Origin of the sequence: Ferrovibrio sp. MS7 (assembly GCF_038404985.1) — a bacterium.
In the GTDB taxonomy this organism is placed as follows: Bacteria; Pseudomonadota; Alphaproteobacteria; order Ferrovibrionales; family Ferrovibrionaceae; genus Ferrovibrio; species Ferrovibrio plantarum.
In genome coordinates this window covers 569434-594304 of sequence record NZ_JBBKBA010000001.1, presented here as the reverse complement: position 1 = coordinate 594304, position 24871 = coordinate 569434, and the positions used below count along the sequence as shown (strand labels likewise).

General features: G+C 64.5%; 24 protein-coding genes, 1 pseudogene and 1 riboswitch. Of the genes and pseudogenes, 14 read left to right on the top strand and 11 right to left on the bottom strand.

The genetic code is table 11. The features are described from left to right. Positions 1 to 25: 25 nt before the first annotated feature. Together V6B08_RS02755 and V6B08_RS02750 are read right to left on the bottom strand one after the other, a co-directional pair. Positions 26 to 280 (bottom strand): hypothetical protein, encoded by a 255-nt coding sequence (locus tag V6B08_RS02755; RefSeq protein WP_341977875.1) that lies wholly within the window; start codon positions 278 to 280, stop codon positions 26 to 28. Positions 281 to 351: 71 nt separating this feature from the next. Continuing rightward, on the bottom strand, positions 352 to 561 hold the full coding sequence (locus tag V6B08_RS02750; protein WP_341977873.1) for a succinate dehydrogenase assembly factor 4: 210 nt from the start codon (positions 559 to 561) through the stop codon (positions 352 to 354). A gap of 89 nt (positions 562 to 650) precedes the next feature. Between V6B08_RS02750 and htpX the strand changes: the two are divergent. Beyond that, positions 651 to 1577: pseudogene (gene htpX, locus V6B08_RS02745) on the top strand (zinc metalloprotease HtpX); the annotation flags it as partial. A 111-nt stretch (positions 1578 to 1688) separates the two neighbouring features. Here htpX and V6B08_RS02740 read toward each other — a convergent pair. From V6B08_RS02740 to V6B08_RS02730, 3 genes are all read right to left on the bottom strand, one after another. Continuing rightward, on the bottom strand, positions 1689 to 2096 hold the full coding sequence (locus tag V6B08_RS02740) for a VOC family protein (RefSeq protein ID WP_341977869.1): 408 nt from the start codon (positions 2094 to 2096) through the stop codon (positions 1689 to 1691). 66 nt (positions 2097 to 2162) lie between these two features. Continuing rightward, entirely contained in the window at positions 2163 to 3020 is an 858-nt protein-coding gene (locus V6B08_RS02735) for a helix-turn-helix domain-containing protein (RefSeq protein ID WP_341977867.1), read from the bottom strand. Between the two features lie 14 nt (positions 3021 to 3034). Continuing rightward, a complete protein-coding gene (locus V6B08_RS02730) occupies positions 3035 to 4762 on the bottom strand; it encodes an ABC transporter ATP-binding protein/permease (protein WP_341977866.1) in 1728 nt (575 codons plus the stop codon). Positions 4763 to 4847: 85 nt separating this feature from the next. Then, a riboswitch (cobalamin riboswitch) is annotated at positions 4848 to 5066 on the top strand. Between the two features lie 244 nt (positions 5067 to 5310). Between V6B08_RS02730 and V6B08_RS02725 the strand changes: the two genes are divergently transcribed. Both V6B08_RS02725 and V6B08_RS02720 read left to right on the top strand, forming a co-directional pair. Continuing rightward, a complete protein-coding gene (locus V6B08_RS02725) occupies positions 5311 to 7344 on the top strand; it encodes a TonB-dependent receptor (RefSeq protein WP_341977864.1) in 2034 nt (677 codons plus the stop codon). A gap of 4 nt (positions 7345 to 7348) precedes the next feature. Continuing rightward, positions 7349 to 7876 (top strand): hypothetical protein, encoded by a 528-nt coding sequence (locus V6B08_RS02720; RefSeq protein WP_341977862.1) that lies wholly within the window; start codon positions 7349 to 7351, stop codon positions 7874 to 7876. On the opposite strand, the gene V6B08_RS02715 is transcribed toward V6B08_RS02720, so the two are convergent. From V6B08_RS02715 to V6B08_RS02700, 4 genes are read right to left on the bottom strand one after another with little or no spacing between them, the layout of a single operon-like run. Next, positions 7842 to 8678, bottom strand: coding sequence for an energy transducer TonB (locus V6B08_RS02715; protein WP_341977860.1), 837 nt, complete (start codon positions 8676 to 8678; stop codon positions 7842 to 7844). The genes V6B08_RS02720 and V6B08_RS02715 overlap by 35 nt on opposite strands. Further along, positions 8666 to 10783 carry a TonB-dependent receptor family protein gene (locus V6B08_RS02710; RefSeq protein WP_341977858.1) on the bottom strand — a complete coding sequence of 706 codons (2118 nt, stop codon included), beginning with the start codon at positions 10781 to 10783 and terminating at the stop codon, positions 8666 to 8668. The genes V6B08_RS02715 and V6B08_RS02710 overlap by 13 nt, the downstream gene beginning before the upstream one ends. Positions 10784 to 10841: 58 nt before the next feature. Beyond that, positions 10842 to 11792, bottom strand: coding sequence for a DUF1775 domain-containing protein (locus V6B08_RS02705; protein ID WP_341977856.1), 951 nt, complete (start codon positions 11790 to 11792; stop codon positions 10842 to 10844). Positions 11793 to 11848: 56 nt separating this feature from the next. Further along, entirely contained in the window at positions 11849 to 12283 is a 435-nt protein-coding gene (locus tag V6B08_RS02700) for a DUF2946 family protein (protein ID WP_341977854.1), read from the bottom strand. A gap of 139 nt (positions 12284 to 12422) precedes the next feature. Here V6B08_RS02700 and V6B08_RS02695 point away from each other — a divergent pair, with 139 nt between their 5' ends. Both V6B08_RS02695 and rho read left to right on the top strand, forming a co-directional pair. Continuing rightward, positions 12423 to 13028 carry a HupE/UreJ family protein gene (locus V6B08_RS02695; RefSeq protein ID WP_341977852.1) on the top strand — a complete coding sequence of 202 codons (606 nt, stop codon included), beginning with the start codon at positions 12423 to 12425 and terminating at the stop codon, positions 13026 to 13028. A gap of 267 nt (positions 13029 to 13295) precedes the next feature. Then, positions 13296 to 14654 carry a transcription termination factor Rho gene (gene rho, locus V6B08_RS02690; RefSeq protein WP_341977850.1) on the top strand — a complete coding sequence of 453 codons (1359 nt, stop codon included), beginning with the start codon at positions 13296 to 13298 and terminating at the stop codon, positions 14652 to 14654. A gap of 130 nt (positions 14655 to 14784) precedes the next feature. Here the strand turns inward: rho and V6B08_RS02685 are convergent, their stop codons facing one another. Next, positions 14785 to 16728, bottom strand: coding sequence for a PAS domain-containing sensor histidine kinase (locus V6B08_RS02685; RefSeq protein ID WP_341977848.1), 1944 nt, complete (start codon positions 16726 to 16728; stop codon positions 14785 to 14787). Further along, positions 16725 to 17744 carry a methylmalonyl Co-A mutase-associated GTPase MeaB gene (gene meaB / locus V6B08_RS02680; protein WP_341977846.1) on the bottom strand — a complete coding sequence of 340 codons (1020 nt, stop codon included), beginning with the start codon at positions 17742 to 17744 and terminating at the stop codon, positions 16725 to 16727. The genes V6B08_RS02685 and meaB overlap by 4 nt, the downstream gene beginning before the upstream one ends. Positions 17745 to 17886: 142 nt before the next feature. Here meaB and V6B08_RS02675 point away from each other — a divergent pair, with 142 nt between their 5' ends. From V6B08_RS02675 to V6B08_RS02635, 9 genes are all read left to right on the top strand, one after another. Beyond that, on the top strand, positions 17887 to 18408 hold the full coding sequence (locus V6B08_RS02675) for a hypothetical protein (RefSeq protein WP_341977844.1): 522 nt from the start codon (positions 17887 to 17889) through the stop codon (positions 18406 to 18408). Between the two features lie 61 nt (positions 18409 to 18469). Then, positions 18470 to 19339: a DUF3108 domain-containing protein gene (locus V6B08_RS02670; RefSeq protein ID WP_341977842.1), complete on the top strand. Its 870-nt coding sequence runs from the start codon at positions 18470 to 18472 to the stop codon at positions 19337 to 19339. Between the two features lie 216 nt (positions 19340 to 19555). Further along, positions 19556 to 20947: a signal recognition particle protein gene (ffh, locus tag V6B08_RS02665; RefSeq protein ID WP_341977840.1), complete on the top strand. Its 1392-nt coding sequence runs from the start codon at positions 19556 to 19558 to the stop codon at positions 20945 to 20947. A gap of 42 nt (positions 20948 to 20989) precedes the next feature. Further along, on the top strand, positions 20990 to 21364 hold the full coding sequence (rpsP, locus tag V6B08_RS02660; protein ID WP_341977838.1) for a 30S ribosomal protein S16: 375 nt from the start codon (positions 20990 to 20992) through the stop codon (positions 21362 to 21364). Between the two features lie 30 nt (positions 21365 to 21394). Next, positions 21395 to 21967 (top strand): ribosome maturation factor RimM, encoded by a 573-nt coding sequence (gene rimM, locus V6B08_RS02655; RefSeq protein WP_341977836.1) that lies wholly within the window; start codon positions 21395 to 21397, stop codon positions 21965 to 21967. A 5-nt stretch (positions 21968 to 21972) separates the two neighbouring features. Next, entirely contained in the window at positions 21973 to 22707 is a 735-nt protein-coding gene (gene trmD / locus V6B08_RS02650) for a tRNA (guanosine(37)-N1)-methyltransferase TrmD (RefSeq protein WP_440588808.1), read from the top strand. Positions 22708 to 22751: 44 nt separating this feature from the next. After that, a complete protein-coding gene (gene rplS / locus V6B08_RS02645) occupies positions 22752 to 23132 on the top strand; it encodes a 50S ribosomal protein L19 (RefSeq protein WP_341977832.1) in 381 nt (126 codons plus the stop codon). A gap of 304 nt (positions 23133 to 23436) precedes the next feature. Beyond that, positions 23437 to 24000 carry a PAS domain-containing protein gene (locus V6B08_RS02640; RefSeq protein ID WP_341977830.1) on the top strand — a complete coding sequence of 188 codons (564 nt, stop codon included), beginning with the start codon at positions 23437 to 23439 and terminating at the stop codon, positions 23998 to 24000. A gap of 147 nt (positions 24001 to 24147) precedes the next feature. Continuing rightward, positions 24148 to 24789, top strand: a complete 642-nt coding sequence (locus V6B08_RS02635) for a glutathione S-transferase family protein (RefSeq protein WP_341977828.1) — start codon at positions 24148 to 24150, stop codon at positions 24787 to 24789. The last annotated feature ends 82 nt before the right edge of the window (positions 24790 to 24871 follow it).

The following is a 24871-nucleotide window of genomic DNA, read 5'->3' as shown; positions in this document are numbered from 1 at the left end:
GGATGAAAGCTCGGCGGCAGGGGGATCAGAGGGCTGGCGCCTCGGCCAGGTCCAGGCGGCGCTCGATACGCTCGAGGCGATCTTCGATGCGATCCATACGTACCGAAAGGCCCGCAACAGCTACTTCCGTATGCCCGAAGCGCACATCCAGATGGCTGAACTTGACTTCTAGCTGCCCGACGCGGTCACGCAATTCGCCCACGGAATCAGACAGACGGTCGAGTTTCTCGTCCATCCGGCGGAGGTAGACCACCACAAGATTGTCAGGCTGCTCGCTCATGGCAAAAGTCTATCAGGTCGAAAAAGGAGAACAAGACTAGAAATCCTGTCTGCCGCTCACCTGTCTGCCATTCAGAAGTCGCTGGCGATGCCCTTGCGTTCCCAGTCGCCATAGCGGGTCGGTTCCGGGCCCTTGGGGCCATCCACTTCGCCGGGCGGCTGGCTCTGCACGATGGCGGGCTTTTCCGGCATTTTCGGCCGTGCCGAGGCGGGCAGGGCGGCAATATTGGTCGGTTTGCCGGTAGGGGTCTTGGGCTGGTTTCCAGAGTGATCGGCAGTCATCGGCTTGTCCCTTGCGGCGGCGGTGGCACACCCTACATATATCGCTGCGAGCCGGGCTGCCAAGCGGCCGGCCGCTGCGGAGGAGAAAGATGAATTACCTCAAGACGGCGATCCTGCTGGCGGCGATGACCGGCCTGTTCGTCGGTGTCGGCTTCCTGGTGGGTGGCGAGATCGGCATGCTGATCGCTTTCGGCCTCGCCTGTGCCATGAACCTGTTCGCCTACTGGAACAGCGACAAGATGGTGCTGTCCATGTATGGCGCCCGCGAGGTCGGGCCACATGAGGCGCCGAATTTCTACCATCTGGTGGCCGAACTGGCGCAGCGTGCCGAGCTGCCGATGCCGCGCGTCTACATTATCGACAGCGAGCAGCCGAACGCCTTTGCCACTGGCCGCAACCCGGAAAATGCCGCCGTGGCCGCCACCACCGGCCTGCTCAACATGCTGAGCCGCGAGGAAATCGCCGGCGTGATGGCGCATGAACTGGCGCATGTGAAGAACCGCGACACGCTGATCATGACCATCACCGCGACGCTGGCCGGCGCTGTCGGCATGCTGGCGAATTTCGCCATGTTCTTCGGCGGCAACCGCGATGGCGAAAACCGCGGCATGGGCATCATCGGCAGCCTGCTGGTGATGATCCTGGCGCCTTTGGCTGCCACCCTGGTGCAGATGGCGATCAGCCGCAGCCGCGAATATGCCGCCGACCGCATGGGCGCGCAGATTTCCGGCAACCCGGAAGGTCTGGCTTCCGCGCTGGTGCGCATCACCCATGGCGCCGAGCGGATCGAGAACCACCAGGCCGAGGGCAACCCGGCGACGGCGCATCTGTTCATCGTCAACCCGCTGAGCGGACAGCGCATGGACAACCTGTTCTCGACCCATCCGAGCACCGAGAACCGCGTTGCCGCCTTGCGTGAACTTGGCATGAATGGTGGCTTCAGCCGCCAGGTGTCGATGGCGCGCAGCGCAGCGCCGGCAGCGCGCACCCAGCCCGCCGGCTGGGGTGGCGTGCCGAAGCAGGGTGGCAGCAGCAGCCGTCCCACCGCCTCGGGCGGCATGGCGTCATCTGGAGGTTCGGTGCCCTCCAGCGGCGGGCGCCGCCGTAATCCCTGGGGTCAATAAATCCTAATCTGCGAGCATCGGCGGCTGGTAGCTGCCGATGCTCCACAGCTGGCCTTCCGGGTCGCGGCAGGAAAAGTCGCGCGAGCCGTAATCGGTGTCATGCAGTTCGATCACCATGCGCGCCCCGGCCGCCTTGGCCTTGGCATATACCGCGTCCACATCCGCCACCACGATATAGACGCCCTGGCTGTTGCCGCCCGGGCCTGCAGGCTGCATGTCGAGTCCCGCGCTCGGCTGGTCGCCCAGCATCACCATGCCGTTGCCGAGCTGCAATTCGGCATGAGCGATGCCGCCATTGCCGCCCGGCACTTCCAGCGCCACGCGGAAGCCGAAAGCCGCCTGCAGCCAGGCGATGGCGGCCTTGGCATCGCGGTAGCGCAGATAGGGGAAGATCGAAGGGGGCGTGGTCATCAATGGTCTCCGTGAGGATGATGGAGCCACGCTAGCCGCCAGGCGGTCCGGCGTCTTGGATAAATGTTACCGCTCGCCGCTATAGCCACCATTGTCGGGCAGCCGGCGGGTCAGGAACTCGGTCGGCGCGCTGCCGCTGAAGGCGCGGAAATCGCGGATCAGATGCGCCTGGTCGTAATAGCCGGCATCCAGGGCAATGCCGCTCCAGTCGATTGTCGCAGAGGCGGCATCGAGCAGGCTCAGGGCATGGCGGAAGCGGAACAGCCGCGCGCTGGTTTTTGGCGTCAGGCCGATCTGTTCGTGGAAGACCTGGGCCAGATGCTTGCGGCTGCAATCGAGTGCCGAAGCAAGATCGTGGATCGCGATACGGCCCTGGCTGGCGCCGAGCCGCTGCCAGGCATGGGCGGCGAGCAGGGCCTCGCGCCGCTGCGGCGCCAGGCGTTGCAGCAGCGCCGCATCCAGCAGGGCGAAACGCGCCGTCCAGTCATTCGTTTCCAGCAACCTTTCCGCCAGTTCGCCGGCAGCATGGCCGAACAGGTCTTCCAGCCGCACCACACGGTTGAACAAAGCGCCCAGCGGCAGACCGAACAGCCGCCGTGCACCCAGCGGCGTGAACAAGACCTGCACGCCCTGCTGCGCACCGCCGGTTTCGGACGTGGCGTAGGAGTCGCTTAAACCCGCGCCGAAGCCCTCACCGCTGCCGAAGCGGAAACGCTGCCCCAGCGTGTCGACGATCTGCAGCGGTGCGCCGAGATTGATGATCAGCACCAGGCTGGTGCCGGGCATCTCGCGGCGAGAGAGGAAAGCCGTGCCGCTTTCGCTGTAGCCGACATACTGCTCGACGACGCCGGCAAGTGCCGGTGCCGGTGCGGCGAATGCCATGCACCAGGAGCCGAGTTCGGATTCATGCGCCACCATCTGCATGGCGCCATCATGCCTCAAGTCACGGCGATCAGCCTAGCCGGTTCCTGCGGCTCGCTGCGTTCCAGTGCCAGGCGGCGGCGATGGAAGGCGGCCAAAGCCTCGCGGTGGCCAATGCTGACAATCGCGGTGCCGGGCAGGGCCTGGCGCAGCGCCTCCAGCGCCCTGGCCTCGCTGGCCGGATCAAGTGCTGCGGTGGCTTCATCGAGGAACAGCCATTTCGGCTTGTGCAGCAGGGCACGGGCCAACTGCACGCGTTGCTGCTCGCCGCCCGAAAGATGCTGCGCCCAGTTCGCTTCGCGGTCGAGCTGATCGCTTAAAGCCTCAAGGTCCAGCGCCTGCAAGGCGGCACGCAATTCCGCATCGCTGAAAGTCTCGGCCGGTTTCGGATAGGCCAAGGCGGCGCGCAACGACGCGACCGGCAGATACGGCTTCTGCGGCAGGAACAGGCAGTCGTCATCAGGGGCGCGTTTGATCTCGCCAAGTCCGAACGGCCACAGCCCGGCCAGCGCGCGCAGCAAGGTGCTCTTGCCGCTGCCCGACTTGCCTTGCAACAGCAGGCTTTCGCCCGGCGCGACATCCAGGTTTTCCACCCGCGCCAGCACGCTGCCATCGGGCTTGTTGACGCTCAGCCGCGCCACCGCAAGGCTATTTGCCGGCTGCAACACGATGCCGCTCTCGGCCTCCATCCTGGCGGCTTCCTCGACGCCATCGCGGAAGCCAGTGAGGCGACTGATCACCGCGCGCCATTCGGCGATCTCGGTATAGGAGGAGATGATGTAGCTCAGCGCCGTCTGCACCTGGCCGAAAGCCGAGACGGTCTGCATCAGGCCGCCGAGCGCCAGGCTGCCCTGGAAATATTTCGGCGCCCCGACGATGAAGGGAAACACCACCGCCGCCTGGGCATAGCCGGCGGTGAACCAGGTGAGCTGCTTCTGCTTGCGCATGATGGCGAGGAAATTCTCCACCACCAGGCCGAAGCGGCCGAGCAGGTCGCGCTTCTCCACAGCGGCGCCGCGCTGCAGCGCCACGCCTTCGGCATTCTCGCGCAGGCGGATCAGGTGGAAGCGGAAATCCGCTTCATAGCGTTGCTGGGTGAAATTCATCTTCACCAGTGGCCGGCCGATCTTGTCGGTGGCCCAGGTGCCGGCAATGGCATAGACCAAAGCCACCCACACCATGTAGCCCGGAATCTGGATCTCGCTGTCGCCGAGCTGGAACGAGAACTCGCCCGAAAGCTGCCACAGGATATGCAGGAAGGAGAACAGCGTGACGACGGCGGAGAGCAGGCCCAGCGTCAGGTTCAGCGAATAGCTGGTGAACAGCTTGAGGTCTTCGGCCAGCCGCTGGTCGGGGTTGTCGGTGCCGAGGCCAAAAAGCTGCATATGGTAGAAGCGCGGGCCATCCAGCCATTGCCCCAGCCATTTCTCGGTGAGCCAGCGGCGCCAGCGGACTTGCAGCATCTGGCCGAGATAGAGCTGGTACACGGCGACGACGATGAACGCCACCGCCACCAGGCTGAATTGCAACAGCAGCGTCTTGAAGGACTCGAAGTCCTTCTCCTGGATCGAATTGTAGAAGCTGTTGTACCAGAAATTGAACCAGACATTGAGGCCGACGGAGGCCAGGTTCAGCACCACCACCGCTGCCAGCAGGCCATAGGCGATCAGCTTTTCGTCGGAATGGGTCCAGTAGGGCTTGGCAAGCGCCCAGAAATCATGGGCGAAGGCTTTGACATTGCGCATGGTGGCCTCAAAGACGGGAGAATGGCGCCACTATGGCGGGTTACAGCCACCCCGTCAGCCAATTGACGGGATCACATTCCCGGGTATGATCGCCGCCTGTGTCGGTTCCATGGCATCCGCCATGGAGGCAAGAGGGAACACGGTACGGCGTCTGGGCCTTAACCCAGCCACCCGATCCGAGGCTGCTCCCGCAACTGTGAGCGACGAGTCCGCGTCCACTATGGTCACTGGGAAACCGGGAAGGCCGGACGCAACGGGCGATGATGTCGCGAGCCAGGAGACCTGCCGGCAACGTCACCCAACCGATGGGCGGGAGTACCATACGGAGCGGCTTCGCAGCGGTGACATCGTCAGTCCGGCTTGAGTTCGCTTGAAATTTCAAGCGGGACAGGCCGGATCGGTCTCACCTCGGGTCCCGGGCATCAGCCTGGGGCCTTGCCTTGGAGCATGCGATGCCGAATCAGGCCTCTTCTCTCTCTCTCGTCCTCACGCTATCAACTCCCCTACTGGCAACTCCCCTACTGGCAACCGCCCTGCTGGCGCCGTCCTTGGCGCTGGCACAGGAGGTGGCGCAGGCCACTATGCTGGCGCAGGCGCCGAGCACCAGTGTGGCACCAACCGAATTGCCGCCGGTGACGGTGACGGCCAGCCGCCTGGGCGATGGCATCACCGGCGCTTCCACCACGGTGATTCCGTATGACGAAATCCAGCGCAGCCCCGGCGATACGCTGCAGGATGTACTGGAACGCCAGGCCGGGCTTCAGGTGCAGCGCCAGTTTGGTGGCGTGCGCGGTGCCCGCGACACGGTCGACATGCGCGGCTTTGGTGCCACCGCTTCGGCCAACACCCTGGTATTGGTCAATGGCCGCCGGCTGAATGACCTCGATCTCGCCGGCATCGACTTTACGGCGATCCCGAAAGCCAGCATCGAGCGTATTGAAGTGATCCGTGGCAACAGCGGCAGTGTGCTCTATGGCGATGGCGCGTCCGGTGGCGTGATCAATATCGTCACCCGGGATGCCTTGCCGGGCCGCGATGTTTTCACCATCGAAGGCGCTATCGGTTCCTTCCAGCAGCGTGAAACCGCGATACATGGCCGTCAGAGCATTGGGCCTTATGCCTTCAGTGCCTATGGCAACTGGATCGATTCCGATGGCTGGCGTGCCAACAACAAGCTGCTGCAGAAGAACCTGCAGGGTGAGGCACGCTACAACGGCGATGGCTATGGCGCCTATGTCAGCCTGGCCGCCGACGACCAGCAGCTTGGCCTGCCGGGCGCTCGGCGCCGCACCCTGACCAGCAATCTCATGGCCAGCGATCCCGAAGGCGCCACCACGCCGAATGATTTCGCCAACAAGCAGGGCCTCAACCTGACCCTGGGCGGCACCCGGCAGTTTGGTGATACCGCTGAACTGATCATTGATGGCGGCGTGCGGCGCAAGACGCAGCAATCCAGCCAGATCAGCCCCTTCGGCACCGCCTTCGATACCTATGTCGATACCGAACTGACCACCTTCTCATTCACGCCGCGCCTCACCGCGCAGCCGGAAATCTGGGGGCACAAGCTGGCGCTGATCGGCGGTCTGGATATCTACAGCGCGGACTACAATTCCGACCGCAAGAACCACGATTTCGACCGCCCGATCCATCGCTACAATGCCGAGCAGCAGACCTATGCCGCTTATGGTCAGGCAACCTTTGCGCTGACCCGCGACACCGATCTGGCCGCCGGTATGCGTGTGCAGCGTGCCAAGGTCTCAGCCAGCGATGCCATGGATGCCGGTGCGCCGGGTTATGGTGGTGAAGCCGCGGCCAATCCGTTCGATGGTTCGGATACCAATTACAGCTACCATCTTGGTATCGAGCATCGCCTGTCGAAGGAAGTGGTGCCGTTTGCCCGTATCGGTCGATCCTTCCGCTATCCGACGCTGGATGAACGTATCGTCACCACGGCTTTCGGCGTGCCGGGTCAGTTCAATCTCAAAACCCAGACCTCGCATGATATCGAAGCTGGCCTGCATGGCGATATTGGCACGGCGAACTACCGGGTCAGTGCCTATTGGATGGAGTTGAACGACGAAATCTATTTCGATGGCAACAGCTTCACCAATATCAACCTGGACCCGACGCGGCGGCGCGGCGTCGAACTGCAGGGCGGCTGGCGCGTCCTGCCGGACCTGAAGCTGCGCGGCAGCCTGTCCTATATTCATGCCGAATTCCGTGAAGGCCGCTTTGCCGGCAATCGCGTGCCGCTGGTTTCGCCCTGGACCGGCAGTGCCGGCCTGAGCTGGGAGATCATTCCGAAATGGCTGCGGTTCGATATCGACGGCCGGCTGGTGGATGCGCGCCGCATGGATAATGATCGCGCCAATTTCCAGCCGCAGATTCCGGCCTATGCCCTGGTCGATGTCACGCTCGGCGGCACGCTCTATGACCGTGCCCGCTGGGCAATCTCGGTGCAGAATCTGCTGGATCGCGAGTACTACGATTACTCGATTGCCTCGGCGACCACGTTCGGTACCTACAATGCCTATCCGCAGCCGGGCCGTACCGCGATGGCCCGCGTCAGCCTGGACTTCTGACGCTATGACGCAGCGCCAGAACGTCGTGCAAGCCGCATGCTTCGCCACCATCGCCACGCTGTTCAGTCTGGCCCTGGCCTGTGCCGCACCTTTCGCGGCCCTGGCCGTAGTGGCGGCGCAGCGGTTGGCACCGCGTGAGGCGCTGCTCACCCTGCTGCTGGCCTGGTTGGCAAACCAGGCCATCGGCTATGGCCTGCTCGATTACCCGGTCGATGCCACAAGCATCGGCTGGGGCATCGCGCTCGGCCTTGCCGCTTTCGCCGCGCTGTTTGCGGCGTGGGCAATGATGCGGCGCATCCCGGATCGCTGGTTCGCGCTGGCGATGGGTTTCACCGCCGCTTTCATTGCCAACCAGGCAATATTGTATTTGCTCGGCTTAGGCTTGCCGGGCGGCGAGGGTGCTTTCACCTGGTCGATCATTGCCGAGGTGTTGCGCTCGAATGTGCTTGGCTTCTCTGTCCTGCTCGTCGTGCTCGGCATTGCCGATGCGGTGGCAGTTAAGGTGTCAGCTCGAAACGCAACGGCACGATGAACACCACGCTGCGCTGTTGGCCCAGCAGATCGAGCGGCGGCGGATAGGGGGCAGCGCGTTGCGCCATGCTCAGCGCCGCTTCATCCAGGATGGCGTGGGTGCTCGATGTGGCGAGCGATGCCGCCAGCAACCTGCCGCCGCGATCCAGTTCCAGCTTCAGGCGCACCTCACCCTGCTGCCGGCGCAGCCTTGCGGCGCGCGGGTATTCCATGTGGCGGCGCAGCCAATCCAGCAGGATGGCGTTATAGGGTGAAGCTGGCGGCGCCGCTTCTTGCGGTTTGATGTCACGCGGTGCAGCGGGGGGAGCATTTTGCACCGGCTCGGCTGTGGCCGGGGCTACGGCCTGGGCTGCTGGTGTGACAGCTGCGGTCGGCGGGGCTTCCGTCAGTGTTGGCGCTGGCGCTGACATTTCCTGCACCGGCTGTGGCGCTGGTGCTGGTTTTACCACGGGCTTTGACGGGGGTTTGGGTTTCTCTCGCGTCGGCGGCGGTGGTTCCGCTGCCAGCGGATCCGGTAGTGGTTCCGGCTCCGGTTCAGGTTCCGGCATGGCCTGCGGCACTGGTAGCGTTTCGGCCGCCGGCTCTGCAGCAGCGGGTGATGTCGGAACAGGGGCCGGCTGAGGCGTCGGCCAGATCACTTCGATTTCGACAGCCGGCACCGGCAGGCTGTGCTGCGCCAGCAGCAGCATGGCCAGCGCCGCGCCGCCATGCAGCAACAACGCGCCCAGAATCGAGGGCGCGCCAACACGCCGGCCGCGCGCGGGCGCGGCCGGCGGTAGCAGGCTTTCGGCTAGAAGCGCCATTCCACGCCGGCATAGATGGCGCGGCCATCGCCCGGATTGTAGAGCAGCGAACCGGCTGCTGCCGTGGAGATGACGCTGACATTCGAGATGTAGGTCTTGTCCAGCAGGTTGCGGCCATCGAGGAAGAACTTGAGGCCGTTGCCGTAGTCGTACCCCGCCTTAAGGCCAAACAAGGCATAGGCCGCCGTCTTGGTGGTGTTGGCGTTATCGACATGATAGGCCTCCGGCACCCATTCGGCGTTCGGCGCCAGGAACCAGCCATCCGGGCTGCTATAGCGCAGTTCCGCCCGCAGATAGTGGCGCGGCGCGCCGGGAATCTTGTTATCCCGGAAGGTGGCGTCGTTGTCGAAATGGAAGTCGCTGAAGGTATAAGCGATACGCGCCTTCACGCTGTCGCCTTTCGCTACCGCATCGCGCAGGGCCACCCAGTCGCCACCCAGCTCAAGACCCTGGTGAATGGTCTTGTCGATGTTGCGGGCCTCCTCGTTGGCGCCAATCAGCAATTGCTGAATTTCGTCACGCAGCCAGGCGCGATAGATCGCTGCATCCCAGCCCCAATCGCCGCGTTGGCCCCGCGTGCCGATTTCCAGCGTGGTGGATTTCTGCGCCTTCAGCGGAAACAGGCCGGGGCCGGAGCTGGCCGGATCGAGTTCCGAGAAGGGCGGCGCTTCCTTGGCCATGCTGAGATTGCCGAAAAGCTGCTGCCCTGGCGCGTAGTCCCAGCGCAGGCCGACCTTCGGGTTCACCGCATAGAAATTGCGGCTGCCGGAATTGTCGCCATCCGAGAGGAAGCGATCCTCCAGGTTGCGCTCCGAAAAGCTGCCCTGCACGCCGGTGACGACGGCCACCGCCGGCATCACGTAATGGCTGTTCTCGGCATACAGCTCGACATTTTCGGAACGCTGGTCGGCATCGCTGGCCAGCGCGCCGCGTGAGCCGCCGACATTGTTGAAGGTCCTCGCCCGGTTTACGCCGCCGAAGTAATGCGCCCCCAGCACCAGCTCATTACGATTGCCGAAAAGCTGGCTGTTATGGCTGTAGCGGCCATAGGCACCGTAATTATTCTCCTCGTTCTCGATCACAATGCCGAAGAACGGGCTGAAAATCACCGGATGGAACAGCTCCTTGTTGGCGTAATAGACGCCGACGGTGAAATCGCCGCTATCGGTCAGCCAGGTGGTCTTGTTCGCCACGCGCACTGAATTGATGTCGCGCTTGGTGTTGTTGCGGTTATTGCCGAAATTGCCTTCTACCGTGGCTTCCGGCGTGGCGAACGCGTTGTTGCGCGTCAGCGCGCCGGTGATCTTCTGGTTGATGCTGTTGGCGCTGAGATAGAAGCGTGTCTCGGCACCATCGCCGAAGCGATAGCCGACATTGCCGTTCAGGCGGGAATAATCCTGTCCGGTATGGTCGCGGTAACCATCGGAATGGCTGTAGCTGCCGGTGATGTAGTAATCGAAAGCGCCTTGCGCCTGGCCAGCGGCGACTTGGCTGCGCAGGCTCTGGAACGAGCCGAGTTCAAGCCGGGTGAGGAAACCCGGATTGCTGCGCCCGGTGGGGCTGACATAGTTCACCGCGCCGCCCAGGCCGGCGGCGCCATATTGCAGCGCATTGGCGCCCTTGTAGATTTCGATATAGCGCACCGCCAAAGGGTCGATTTCCTGGAAATCGCCGGCGCCATCGGCCTGGTTGATCGGCACGCCATCCAGCAGCAAGCGCATGCCGCGCAGATGGAAGTTGCGCGACAGGCCGGAGCCGCGCACCGAGAGGCGGGCATCTTCCTGGCCGTATTTCGGCTGCGCGAACACGCCGGGCACGAAATCCAGCATGTCCTTCACCGTGGCGGCGCGCTCCTCGCGCAATTCGGCCTCGGTAACGAAGCCAACCGCGCCGGGCGTCTTCTCGATCGCCTTGCGGGCGTCCTTTTCGCTCGGCACGGTGATGGCGTCGTCGGCCGTCTGGCCTTGCACCGTGATGGTGGGCAGGGTGGTTTGTCCGTAGGCGCGGTCCGCCAGCAGGGCCAGCAGGCTGGCAGTGGCGAACAGGCCGATGGCGATGCGCGGCAGCGTCTGTTCGACGCGCGCGCGGATAGAGGACGGATTCATGGTATGAGTTCCCCAGAGAAGGATTTTTAGGTGGCGAGATTGTTCAGTGGTGCCGGGCTTAGTGATGCTTGTGATCGCCGCCCATGGCGGGCATCCCGCCAGGGGTAGCACCGGCTTTCAGCACCGGCACTTGCAGCGTCACCGGGCCGGCTTTCTCGAAAGTCAGCGTCAGCGGGAAGCTGGCACCTTCCTTCAAGGGCTGCTTCAGCCCGATCAGCATCACGTGAAAGCTGCCCGGCTCCAGCGCGGTGCGGCCCTGGGCGGCAATGTCGATGCCGTCCACGGGACGCATGCGCATGGTGTCGCCGTCCTTCACATGGGTATGCAGTTCAACTGTTTCCGCCACCGGCGAGGCGGCCTTCACCAGGCGGTCAGCGGCTTGGCCGCCATTCACCAGGGTCATGAACGCGCCGCCCATCTTCGCCGGCGTGGCCCGCGCGAAAGGCTGCTCGATGCGGATATTGCCGGCACTCGCTGTCGGCTTCGGCGTATCGCCGGCCACGCGGATCACCGCTGCCGGATAGTCCAGGCCACGGGTGGAGGTGCCGGAGGCCGGGGTCTGCTCCCAGCGCAATTCGCCTTCCTTGCAGGTCTGGATCACCTTCAGCCACAGCGGCCCGGCATTGTCCGGCAGTTTCAGGCTGAGGCCGAATTCATCGAAATGCTCGTTCGGCAGATTGCCACCGGTCCAGGAAACCGCGCTGATCGCGGTGTCGGTCATGCGGCCATGGCCGGCATCCACCGGCTTGGCCAGCTTGGCAGTTTCGATCTGGATTTGCCAGCCGGGCTTCACCTGCGGCCGTACCGTGGTGAGGCCTTCGGGCAGGATCACCTTCACGGCAATGGTGGGGGAGGTGCCGCAGCCATGGCCGACGCGGAGCGCGGTGCGGAAATAGCTACCAGCCTGGCCCTCGGCGGGATCGGCCACCACATGGGCGGCCGCCGGCAGGGAAAAGCTGCCGAGCAGCAGGGCGCCGACAATTGCGAATGTGTGGTTAAACGGGGTCATGAGACTAATCCTTCTGAAACGGGCAGATCCGCGCAGGGGGCGCGGTGCGGCGTGGTTCAGAAGGCAGCGGGAGGGGCGCGGGCCTTGGCGAAATGCCGCGCGGCATCATCCGGCGGCGCCTGCGGCTGGATCGGGAAGAGCACCTGCGCCAGCAGCACAGGCAGGGCGATGACGATGCTGGCCGGCAGGATGGCGAAGCCGGCCTGCTGCGCGCCGAGGCAGATCGGGCAATAGCGCGCCGATTGCTTGTCCTTGCTGGTGCCGGGATCGTCCTGATCGGCCAGCGGCTGGCCATCGGCGCCGATCTGCACCGTGCGCATGCCATAGGGCGTACAGATGACAATGCTGTCGAAGCCGGCGATGGCGGCCTGGCGGCGCTGCAGGCTGTGATAGGCCAGCGGCAGCAGGCTGTGGAAGGCCAAGGCAAGCAAAGCCAGCCACGCCATCATGGCGCGCGGCTGAACTCCCAGGCTGCGCAGGCTTCCCATCATGGCAGGCACATAACCCCGTTTCCGTTCAGGCCGCAAGCGCCAGATGGTCGCAGGTGCCGCCGCAGCCTGGGGCATTTGACGCTCCCGCCGGGCCGGTCTAGCGTTTCCGTCGTACGATATATCAAGGGGAGCTATCCGAATGACGCGCCTGCTGCTGGCCCTGCCGCTGCTTCTCGCCACCCTGCCGGCCCACGCGCACCACGCCATGGATGGCAAGCTGCCCTATTCCTTCGCAACCGGATTGCTCTCCGGCCTGGCCCATCCGGTGATCGGGCTGGATCATCTTGCTTTCCTGGTCGCCGCCGGACTGCTCAGTCTGGCGCATCGCCGCTGGCTCCTGGTACTGCCGCTGGCCTTCATGCTCGCCTCGCTCGCCGGCACATTGCTGCATATCCAGGAATATGACCTGCCCGGCGGCGAGGCCCTGGTGGCGCTGTCGGTGATCGCCTTTGCCGCCCTGCTGCTCTGGAGCCGCGTCCTGCCGGTTGCGCTGTTCGCGCTGCTGCTCAGCTTTGCTGGGCTATTTCATGGTTATGCCTTCGGGGAAAGCATCGTTGGTGCTGAAACCGCGCCGCTCACCGGCTACCTGATCGGCCTCGGGCTGATCCAGTATGCGCTTACCGCCGGCATTGCGCTCGGTTTTCTGCGCTTCGCACCGGCACGGCCGATCCTGCTGCAGCGTGCCGCCGGGCTGGTTGCCGGCCTCGTCGGCTTGGGTTTCTTCGCCAGCCAGATGGCCGGCTGAGGCCATACCCGGTTTGACCCAATTCTTATACCCGGCTTGACATTGCGCCGGGCCATTGCTACATCCGCCGCATCGGCCCCGGTTCTGCGGGCTGATCCAGGCGCGCGCCGCCTTCCCTGATTTCACTTGAAATCGAGGGAACTGCCGCCGCCTTCCGGTTCCCTCCACTCCGCTAATCGTCCACTTGGCAGTCGCTTTCCGCTTACCCGCGCCGCGACACCCAAATTCCAAACAAACAGAAACTTCCCGAGGCTCCGTCCGCTCGCCATGAATCTGCAAGAACTCAAGACCAAATCCCCCACCGACCTGCTCGCCTTCGCCGAGGAACTGGAGATCGAGAACGCCTCGACGCTCCGCAAGCAGGACATGATGTTCGCCATCCTCAAGCAGTTGGCCGACCGCGAGGTGGAGATCACCGGCGAGGGCGTGCTGGAAGTGCTGCAGGATGGCTTCGGTTTCCTGCGCTCGGCCCAAGCCAACTACCTGGCCGGCCCGGACGACATCTATGTCAGCCCGAACCAGATCCGCCGCTTTGGCCTGCGCACCGGCGATACCGTGGAAGGCACCATCCGCGCGCCGAAGGACGGCGAACGCTATTTCGCGCTGCTCAAGGTCAACGCGATCAATTACGAAGACCCGGAAAACACCCGCCACAAGGTGCATTTCGATAATCTGACGCCGCTCTATCCGAATGAGCGGCTGAAGATGGAAATTCCGCTCACCGAGGAAGCCGAACCGGCCGCTGCAGCGGCTGCCACCCGCACGGTGATCAAGGGCCGTGGCGATTCCGCCAAGCGCGAGAAGCTGGTGGCCGCCGCCTCGGCGCCGAAGAAGGATATCTCGTCGCGCGTCATCGACCTGATCTCGCCGCAGGGCAAGGGCCAGCGCGCATTGATCGTGGCGCCGCCGCGTACCGGCAAGACCGTGCTGCTGCAGAATATCGCGCACGCGATTTCCGCCAATCACCCGGAAGTCTATCTCATCGTGCTGCTGATCGACGAGCGGCCCGAGGAAGTCACCGACATGTCGCGCACGGTGAAGGGCGAGGTGATCTCCTCGACTTTCGACGAGCCGGCCAGCCGCCATGTGCAGGTGACGGAAATGGTGCTGGAAAAGGCCAAGCGCCTGGTCGAGCATAAGCGCGACGTGGTGATCCTGCTCGATTCCATCACCCGCCTCGCCCGCGCCTACAACACCGTGGTGCCGTCCTCCGGCAAGGTGCTGACCGGCGGTGTCGATGCCAACGCGCTGCAGCGCCCGAAGCGCTTCTTCGGCGCCGCGCGCAACATCGAGGAAGGCGGCTCGCTCACCATCATCGCCACGGCGCTGATCGATACCGGCTCGCGCATGGACGAAGTGATCTTCGAAGAGTTCAAGGGCACCGGCAACTCGGAAATCATCCTCGACCGCAAGCTGGCCGACAAGCGCACCTTCCCGGCCATCGACATCACCAAGTCGGGCACCCGCAAGGAAGAACTGCTGGTCGACAAGGGCACGCTGGCCAAGATGTGGGTGCTGCGCCGCATCCTGATGCCGATGGGTGGCCAGGACGCGATGGAATTCCTGCTCGACAAGCTGAAGCATTCCAAGACCAACGCCGATTTCTTCGACTCGATGAACACCTGAGATTGGGACTGGCGCTTGTCGCCAGAGACGAAAAAGCCCGGACGCAAGTCCGGGCTTTTTTTTCTTTTTCTACGAATAAAAAAGTGGACTCGTGGATGCCCCGCCTCCGCAGGGCATGACGTGTTTATTTTTAATCCGCCGCCGCGCCGGCAAAGGGGAAGCCAGGCGTGTCGTGTGGGTGCTGCGGCGCCGGGTAGAGCCAGACGCTGACATTGGTGCCGCGTTCCGGGATCGAATGCACTTCGATGCGGCCATGATGCAGGTCGACAAGCTGCCGCGTGATGGCCAGGCCAAGCCCGCTGCCTTCATGGCGCCGCGCCAGCGGCCCCTCCACCTGCCAGAACGGCTCAAAGATCTTTTCCTGATGCTCGCGCTTGATGCCGATGCCGGTATCGCTGACCGAGAGCCTGAGGCCATCGCCGACGCGCACCGCCAACAGCCGCACATCGCCACCGGCCTCAGTGAACTTCACGGCATTGGTCAGCAGGTTGATGGCGATCTGCTTCAGCGCCTGCGCATCCACCGCCACGTCGTCGAGGTCGTCGTCGATCTGGTGTTCCAGGTTAATGCCGCGGTTCTGCGCCCGCAGCCGCACCAGCCGCATGCTCGATTCCAGGATGGCGCCGGCATCGGCCTGGCGGATATCGAGTTCGTAGCGCCCGGCCTCGATGCGCGCCATGTCGAGAATGTCGTTGATCAGATTCAGAAGGTGGCGGCCGCTGGAGAGTATATCCTCGCTGCACTCGATGTATTTCGGCGTCACGCTGCCGAAAAGCTGGTTGGTGATGATCTCGGCGAAGCCGATGATGGCGTTGAGTGGCGTGCGCAGCTCATGGCTCATCGAGGCGAGGAAGTCCGACTTGGCGCGGCTGGCTTCCACCGCGCGCTCGCATTCCAGGCGGTACTGCTCGGCCAGATCCTGCAACTGCGCCGCCTGGTATTCGATTTCGCGCTGGGCGTGGCGCGCGGTTTCCTCGGCCTGCTTCAGCGCGCTGATATCCAGTGCCACGGTCAGCAGATGATCGGCCGGGCCATCGGGCCGGCTGCGCAATGCCACCTTGGTCATCCACCAGCGGTCGGAGGCATCGTCGCGGTAGCGCCTTTGCACCTCGGTGAAAGGCATTGGCTGGCCATCGAGTACGGCGCGGTCCTCGGCGTCGGTGATCGCGACCAGTTCCGGCGGCGCGATCTCGGCATAGGTGCGGCCGACCAGGCTTTCGCCCGCCATGGCCGGCGGCAGAAACAGCGCCCGGGCATAGGCATTGGCGAACAGGTAGCGCAGATCGCGGTCCTTCACCGCGATCATGCAGGGAATGGCATCGATCACCCCTTGCAGCAGGGCCGACATCGCGGCACGCGACAATTCCGCGCGCTTGGCCGCATCCACATCCTGCACCACGCCGAATACCCAGCGCTTGCCCTCGGCATCGCGCTGCGGCACGCCGGCCAGCGCCAGCCAGTGAAAAACGCCGCCGCGGTCGCGCATCTGCACCTGCAGGTCGAAGCGTCGGCCACTGCGCAGCGTCTCCGCCAGCGCATCCTGAAGCATCTGGCGATGATCGGGATGCAGCAAGGCTTCCACTTCGCGGAACGGCAGCCGCTGGCGCGGGTCGAGGCCCAATGTATCGGCCGGCACGCCTGACCAGGTGATGGATTGTGCCTGCGGATCGGCCACCCAGTAGCCGAGCCGGCCGACGCGGTGGCTTTCCAGCAATTGCAGCCGCTGGCCTTCAAGCTGCGCCTGCAGCCGCTCGGCCTCGGCGGCATCCTTGCGGATGCTGTCGATCCAGCGCGCCCAGCGCGTGATGCCATAGCAGATCAGAACGACCCCGACGCCATAGAGCAGGGCGATGCCACTGAACCGGAGCTGCGACAGGCGCAGGTTCAGCGTCAGCGCCTCGAAGACGTTGGCCAGCAGCACCACACCGATGCCTGCCATCATCATCTGGTAGCCGCCATTGCCGCCGAAGCGGTTGCGGTTCAGCCACATCACCACCACCAGCAGCAGCAAGGTGCCGGCACGGATCAGCAGCGGGATGGCGGGATCAAGCAAAGGCGGGGAAGGATTCATCATGGCCGTTGCAGCAGCCCCAGCAGGCGCCGCGCAGCGGCAGCCGGCGTCATAAGGCCATCGCCCACTTCGGCTTCCAGTTGGGGCAGCCTGGCTTTGATGCGCGGATCGGCCTGCAGCCAGTCCCACAGGCCATCCTGCAATTCACGCTTCAGCCAGCCCTGGGCCTGATTGCGGCGCTGGCGGGCCCAGCTACCATCTTCCTGCAAGGCGGCGCGGTAAGCGGTGATGTTTTCCCAAACCGTGTCGATGCCGCGGTTGAGCAGCGAGGAAACCTGCAGCACCTGCGCCCGCCAGGCGGCATGGCGCGGGCGCATCAGATGCAGCGCTGCGCGGTAATCGGCCTGCGCCATGTTGGCGGCATTCACCAGGTCGCCATCGGCCTTGTTCACGATCACCAGATCAGCGAGTTCCATGATGCCGCGCTTGATGCCTTGCAGGTCATCGCCGCCGCCCGGCGCCAGCAGCAGCAGGAACATGTCCACCATGCTCGCCACCGTGGTTTCCGACTGGCCGACGCCGACGGTTTCCACCAGCACCACGTCGAAGCCGGCGGCCTCCACCAGCAGCATGGCTTCCCGCGTGCGCCGCGCCACGCCGCCGAGCGAGCCGGCGGAAGGCGAGGGGCGGATGAAGGCGCGCGGATCGCGCACCAGGGTTTCCATGCGGGTCTTGTCGCCAAGGATGGAACCGCCGGAAAGCTGCGAGGACGGATCGATCGCCAGCACCGCCACCTGCAGGCCCTGGGCGGTGAGGAAGCCGCCGAAGCGTTCGATGAAACTCGACTTGCCGACGCCCGGCGTGCCGCTGATGCCGAGCCGCACCGCCTTGCCGGTATGGGGCAGCAGGCGGGAGAGCAGCGCTTCGGCGGCAAGCTGGTCGGTGGGGTGGCGGGATTCGATCAAGGTGATGGCGCGGGCCAGGGCGCGGCGCTCGCCGGCCAGCACCCCATCCGCCAGCACCGCCGCCAGGGCGGTCGGGTCGGAGCTGCGGCGGGGCAGGGCAACGGCGGCGGACATGACGAGAGTCTACCGGATATCCCACTGTTTTTGCTAGGCCGAGCCACGTAAATGCAATAAGCCCGGTTGTGGTCCCGGCTAGCTTTACGGTAGAACAGGGTAACGAACTCCCCATTGTGCACAAACGTCGCAGACCGCGCCGATGAACCCGTTCTCCTCGCAGCGCAGCAAGCGCCTCAGGGCTGCCCTCGGCTATGACGGTGCCGAGGCAGAAGCCGTGCCTGCCGAGCCAGAGGTTGTGGAAGAGCCGCCGCCGCCGGAACCGCCGCCGCCGCTGCCCAGCCCGGAAAGCCTCGCCGCCCAGCTTGAACTGCTCAGCCAGCGGTTCGAGGCAGCCCGGCGCGAGGCGCTGGCCGGTGTGCTGATCCTCGGTGATGCCCAGAATACGGTGCAGGGCTTGCGCGAGGCCTGCCAGCGGCTTGGCCAGCGCCATGCCGCCGAGGCGCTTGGCCTGCTCGGTGCCTCGCTGCGCCGCGCCGAACCGCTGAACCGTATGCATTTCGATGTCATGCAGTTGCAGCTCGAAGCCGCCCGCGCCCTGTTCCGCCTCAATGCCGCCGAGGCTCTGGTACTGGCCGATGAATTGCTCAATGGCCTGCGCCGCGCCGCCTGGCAGCATTTCGATGGCGATGAGCGCGATGACGACGAAGCCGTCAAAGATTGACGCCGATCACAAAGCGGTTAATGCCGCTTGAAATCACCGATGAAAAGCCGATCATTGGGTTATGCGCCGCTTTTCAGCCAGTCTTGCAGCCCTGCTTTTCCTGGTGTCTCCGGCTCAGGCTGAGGCCCAGGCAGAGGAGCGCCTGCAGAATGCCGATCTCGGCTTCGGCATCTACGCGCTGGGCGCCAAGGCGTTCGATGTCGAGATGAAGGTGGCCCGCGGCAGCGATGGCTTGAACGTCGCCTCCGCTGTCCGGAGCACGGGCGCGGCCAACCTGCTGCTGCGGTTCCGCATGCAAAGCGATCTTTCGGTGCGGCAGGCGGATGATGGCCTGCTCAGGCCGCTGCGCTATGCCAGCCAGAGCGATGGCAGCTTTTCCAAGCGCACCATCATGATCCTGTGGGGTGCCGATGGCCTGCCCACCAGCGTGGTGGAACCGCCGGCCGCCGCCGATGACCGCGACCCCGTGCTGCCGGAGCAGACCAGGGGCACCTTCGACCCCACCACCGCGGTTCTCGCCCGTGCGCTGCGCCGCGATACGGCGGCGCCCTGCGAAGGCAGCGACAGGATTTTCGACGGTCGCCGCCGCTATAACCTGCATTACGAGGCCGCCGGCATGGAGCAGCTGGAGGCCCATAACCGCTCCGCCTATGCCGGCCTGGCGCTGAAATGCCGCCTGCGGTTCGAGCCGATCGCCGGCTATAGCCGCAAATATATGGACCAGACCCGCAAGCTGGAGGATGAGGTCACCGAGATGTGGCTCGCCCGCCTACCCGGCCAGCCGGTCTGGCTGCCGGTGCGGCTGCGCTCGGCCTGGATGCTCGGCGAGGTCAACGGCCATATCACGGCGGCCCGCATAAATGGCCGCCAGACGCTTATACCGGTGGCCGACGATGCCCCACCGCCGGAACCGCCGAAAATCGCACCTTAATCACTAAGTTATTGATTTTATTTAGATCGCCTTTCGTCGGGCGCGGGCCGGCAAAGCCGGCTTGACTTTGTTGCCCCGAGGCGGTTTATTCCGCCCGCTTCCGGTTAGGGAAACTGACCCGGTCCGAGGATCGCCGTCCGTCCGCGAGTGTCGCGCACGGGCGCTTTATCCGTTTGGCCGCACCGCACCGGAACACTGAAGGAGCTGATCGGACAGATGTTCGAGAATTTAAGCGGCAAACTCGGCCAGGTCTTCGACCGTCTGCGCAAGCGCGGCGCGTTGAACGAAGCCGATGTCAACGAGGCGATGCGGGAAGTGCGCGTCGCCTTGCTGGAAGCCGATGTCGCGCTCCCGGTGGTTAAGACCTTCATCGATGCGGTGAAGGCGAAGGCGGTCGGCCAGGAAGTGCTGCGCTCGGTGACGCCGGGCCAGATGGTCATCAAGATCGTCCACGACAACCTGATCGAGATGCTCGGCGGCCGCAGTGATGCGCCCGGCGCTGGCGAAGATGCCGTCGGCATCGACCTTGCCGCCGTGCCGCCGGTGCCGGTGCTCATGGTCGGTCTGCAGGGTTCGGGCAAGACCACCAGCACGGCCAAGATCGCGCTGCGCCTGACGCAGAAAGAACGCAAGAAGGTGCTGATGGCGTCGCTTGACGTGCATCGCCCCGCCGCGCAAGAGCAGTTGAAGATTCTCGGCGAGCAGACCGGCGTCGCCACGTTGCCGATCGTGCCCGGCCAGATGCCGGTGGAGATCGCCAAGCGCGCCGTGCAGGCCGCCAAGCTCGGCGGCTATGACGTGCTGATGCTGGATACCGCCGGCCGCCTGCATGTCGATGAAGCGCTGATGCATGAAGTGGCGGCGGTACGCGATGTGGTGCAGCCGCATGAAGTGCTGCTGGTCGCCGATAGCCTCACCGGCCAGGATGCGGTCACTGTCGCCAAGGCGTTCAATGAGCGCCTTGCCGTCACTGGCATCGTGCTCACCCGCGTCGATGGCGATGGCCGTGGCGGTGCTGCGCTCTCGATGCGTGCCGTCACCGGCAAGCCGATCAAGCTGATCGGTGTCGGCGAAAAGCTCGATGCCATCGAGCCGTTCCACCCGCAGCGCATCGCGCAGCGCATCCTCGGCATGGGCGATATCGTCAGCCTGGTCGAGAAGGCGGCGGAGACCATCGAGAAGGAAGAGGCCGAGCGCCTGGCTGCCCGTGTGCAGAAGGGTCAGTTCGACCTCAACGACATGGCCAGCCAGCTCAAGCAGTTGCGCAAGATGGGCGGCATGTCGAGCGTCATGGACATGCTGCCGGGTGTCGGCAAGATCAAGCAGCAGATGGCCAACGCCAATGTCGACGAGAAGGTTTTGAAGCGCCAGGAGGCGATCATCTCCTCGATGACCGGCGAGGAGCGCAAGAATCCCAAGGTGATCCACGCCTCGCGCAAGAAGCGCATCGCGGCGGGCTCCGGCACCTCGGTGCAGGATGTGAATAAGCTGCTGAAGCAGCATATGCAGATGGCCGACATGATGAAGCGCATGTCGAAGCTGGGACAGAAGGGCTTCATGCGCTCGATGATGGGCGCCATGGGCGGCTTTCCCGGCATGCCGAAGTGATTTTGAGTTACGCGTAATCAGGTTCTGAAAGAAAGGAAGACCATGTCCGTCAAGATCCGCATGACCCGCGGTGGTGCCAAGAAGCGCCCGTATTACCGCATCGTGGTGGCCGACTCGCGCAGCCCGCGCGATGGCCGCTTCATCGAGAAGATCGGTTCCTATGATCCGATGCTGCCGAAGGACCGCGAGCGCGTGCAGCTCGATGTCGAGCGTTGCAAGCATTGGCTGAGCCAGGGCGCGCAGCCGTCCGACCGCGTTGCCCGCTTCTTCACCCAGGCCGGCCTGATCACCACCTGGGCGCATGGCAACAACCCGGAAAAGGCGAAGCCGAAGGCGAAGGCGCAGGAGCGTCTGAAGGCCGAAGCGCAGAAGGCGGCGGAAGCCGCTGCCGCCGCTTCCGCCGAGAATGCCGGCTAAGGTCTGACCGGCAGCGTTGGCTGACACGGTATGGCTGAAGAGAAGGTCTGTCTCGGCATGATCACCACGGCGCATGGCATTCGGGGTGAGGTGAGGATCAAGTCCTACACCACCGATCCGGTTGCGCTGGGGGATTACGGGCCGCTGACCGACCGTTCCGGCCGGGTGTTCAAGCTCAAGCTGCGCGGCAAGCCGAAAGGCGAGATGGTGGTGGCGGCGATCGAAGGCATCGCCGACCGCAACGCCGCCGAGGCCCTGCGCAACACCGAGCTGTTCATCGACCGTGCCAGGCTGCCGGCGCTGGATGACGAAGACGCGTTCTACCAGTCGGACCTTGTCGGTCTGCGGGCCGAGACGCCGGAAGGCGAAGTGCTTGGCGAGGTGGTGGGGCTGCAGAATTTCGGCGCCAGCGATCTGCTGGAAGTGATGCCGGTCGGCAAGTCGGCCAACCGGGATATCGTGTTTGTCTCGTTCAGTCCCGATTCCGTGCCCGAAGTGGATATCGACGGCGGGCGGCTGGTGGTGGCGCCGGGTTTCTGGCTCGGCGATGCCTCCGGTCCCCAGGATGACGGCCTGGAGGAGCAGGGTAAGGAGACGGCGTGACGCAGGTGAAGGCAAACGCGGCCTGGACGGCGCGGGTGCTGACCTTGTTTCCGTCGATGTTTCCAGGACCGCTTGGCATCAGTCTGGCCGGGCGGGCGCTGGAGCGGGGCCTGTGGTCGTTGCAGGCGGTGGACATTCGCGATTACGCGCGCGATAAACACCGCTCCGTGGACGACACCCCCTGCGGCGGCGGCCCTGGCATGGTGATGCGGGCGGATGTGCTGGCGGCGGCGGTGGACGACGCCATGGCAGCGCAGCCCGGATTGCCGCTGATCTATTTCTCGCCGCGTGGCCGGCGGATGGATCAGGCGCTGGTGCAGGAGCTGCGGGTGGCCGGTGGTGCCACGTTGATTTGTGGCCGGTTCGAGGGCGTTGATGAACGCGTACTCGAAGCCCGGCCGATCACCGAGGTCAGCCTCGGCGATTTCGTACTGTCGGGCGGCGAGTTGGCCGCGCTGGCATTGATGGATGCGGTGGTGCGCCTGTTGCCCGGCGTGATGGGCGAGCAGGCATCCGCCACCGACGAGAGTTTTTCGGCTGGTCTGCTGGAATATCCCCAGTATACGCGGCCCGTAGAGTGGGAAGGCCGGGCAGTGCCGGAAGTGCTGCTGTCGGGCCACCATGAGAAGATCGCAGCCTGGCGGCGCGCGATGGCGGAACAGATCACCGCCGAACGCCGCCCGGACCTGTGGGAGAGCTATCGCCGCACCGGCAAGTCCGGGCGCGGCGGTGAAGGTTGAACGACTGGTATTAAACGACTGGTAAGAGAAGAAAGGCTTTGGCCATGAACATTCTGCAGCAGCTCGAGAAGGAGCAGACCGAAGCCCTGGCGACGGCGCGTGCGGTGCCGGAATTCGCTCCGGGCGACACGCTTCGCGTCAACGTGAAGGTCTCCGAAGGCGGCCGCGAGCGCGTGCAGGCCTATGAAGGCGTCTGCATCGCCCGCTCCAACCGCGGCGTGAATTCCAACTTCACGGTGCGCAAGATTTCCTACGGCGAAGGCGTCGAGCGTATCTTCCCGCTCTACTCGCCGCGCATCGAATCGATCACCGTGGTGCGCCGCGGCGACGTGCGTCGCGCCAAGCTGTATTACCTGCGTGGCCGCACCGGCAAGTCGGCGCGCATCACCGAGAAGCGCTCCGAAAACACCGAAGCCAAGGCCTGAGCATAGGCTTACGGCAGATCGGCGCCTGGGCTTGCAGCCCGCGCCGTTCTGGTGCTTTTGCGTTACACATCAGCCGCCTGCATGCCCTGGGATCGCCCCTGGCCTGCGGGCGGCTTTTGTTTGCCCGGCACCGGTCGCCGCGGGGTGCTGCCGGTAAAACGGACATTCCCATGGGGACACGCGAAGGTATGTGAATTCCTGGTTGTGCATATTAGCGATTCGTCACGCGTATTAGTCGAAGGTAATTTTACCCTCGCCCCGGCCTGAAGCATCTTCTCGTAGCGAAAGGCGGAAGGGCTCAGCGATGATGACGGATGAAGTGGCGGCGATGAACATCGCCTACTGGGCGGACCTCGACTCGCCCCTGCGGCGGCTGCCGGTGCCGCGTAGCGAGGATGACAAGTTCGTCACCATCCGCACTACCTGGCTCAACGATGCCAGCCGCCTCGACGCCCCCCTGCTGCAACAGCTCTATGATTTCTGGCGCGGCGCCCGCAACGGTGCGGCGATGCCGCCAGTCAGCGCCATTGACCCATTTTCGCTGCGCTTTGCGTTGGGCAACCTGGTGGTGATGGAACCAATTGCCGGCGGTCTCGATTTCAGGGTGCGGCTGTTCGGCAGCCGCGTCGCCAGCCGGCTTGGCTATGATCTCACCGGCCGGCTGCTGTCGAGCATCTCCAACGATGTCGCGCGGCATTACACTGAGCAGGCGGTAGCCAAGGTGCTGCATGGCGAACAGCCGATGCTGCTGCAGCGCCACCGCCGGCTGGACAAGGGCCCGGTGGATTACACCTGCCTGCTGCTGCCGTTCGGCGACGGCACGCCTAGCCGCATCGTTTACGGCGTGCATTTCGCGGACGAGGACTAAGCCCGGCATAAATCCGGCGAAAATAAACGCCGCGCAAATTCAAGCAGCCGTGACGGCGCGGCGGCTTGTAATCCGCCCCTCATCATAGCAGCCTCGCCAGGCCGACAAGCAGCCGCCTTTCGCGGCGCGGCCATATGCGAGGAAACCATGCCGTCTCTTACTTTCTATTTCGCCCCCGGCGCCTGTTCGCTGGCCAGCCATATCGCGCTCGAGGAAGCCGGTGCCCAGTTCGAGCCGAAGCCGATCTCGCTGCGCAAGGGCCAGCAGATGACGCCGGAATACCTGGCGCTGAACCCCAAGGGTAAAGTGCCAATGCTGGTGGTGGATGGCCTGCCGCTGACCGAGAACCCGGCGATCATCACCTATCTCGCGTCGCTCTATCCCGATGCCAAGCTGCTGCCGGCGGGCAACTCCGCACAGGCCCTGCAGGGCCTGTCGCTGATCTCCTTCTGTGCCGCCGGCATCCATCCGGTGCTCAGCCGCTTCTTCGGCCCGCAGCGCTTTTGCGACTTGCCTGATGCGACGCCGAACGTGATCGCACTGGCCACCGCCGCCAATGCCAAGAACTTCGCCATCATCGACAAGATGCTGGAAGGCAAGGAATACATGCTCGGCAGTTTCTCCGCCGTGGATGGCTACCTGCTGGTCTTCTGGCGCTGGTGCCAGCATCTCAAGATCGACACCACGGCCTTCAAGAACTACGCCGCGCTCGCCGAACGGGTTTCGGCCCGCCCGGCGGTGCAACGCGCGCTCGCCCGCGAGGCCGAGGCGCAGGCGGCCTTGGCGTGATCTGAGCGTACAAATTCTTTTCATTACCGAGCGCGGCGGGAGTAGCTTAAACAAGCGGTTCCCGCCGTTTGCTTTGTAACAA